Below are 254 nucleotides of genomic sequence, written 5' to 3'. Positions count from 1 at the left end.
ATCGAGACCGTCTTGCCCGGCTCGAGGCTCTCCCTGACCATCGCCACTTTCTCTTCTACCGACCACCGCCGCCGGCGCTCGGGTCCCGTCAATACATCCATCACTTCTTGATTGGTGTTAGTCAAAATGAATCGCCCCGGGATTCGTGGAGGCTGGTTGGTTTAAGTTGATGCCGGCACGACGACTGAGTTGCAACGTTGCCGGTAGTAGTTTGCCTCAGCTTCCGCGGGCGGGATATAGCCGAGCGGTTCCAT

General features: G+C 57.9%; 1 protein-coding gene. It reads right to left on the bottom strand.

All coding sequences use genetic code 11. The annotated features are described in order from the left end of the window. A partial coding sequence (locus C0Z18_RS32555; RefSeq protein WP_146014163.1) for a transposase occupies positions 1-101 on the bottom strand: 101 nt, incomplete at its 3' end. Positions 102-254: the final 153 nt, after the last annotated feature.

It is taken from the genome of Trinickia dabaoshanensis, assembly GCF_002879885.1.
Lineage (GTDB): Bacteria > Pseudomonadota > Gammaproteobacteria > Burkholderiales > Burkholderiaceae > Trinickia > Trinickia dabaoshanensis.
The sequence above is the reverse complement of the archived record's forward strand: the minus strand, read 5'-3'. Positions and strand labels throughout refer to the sequence as shown.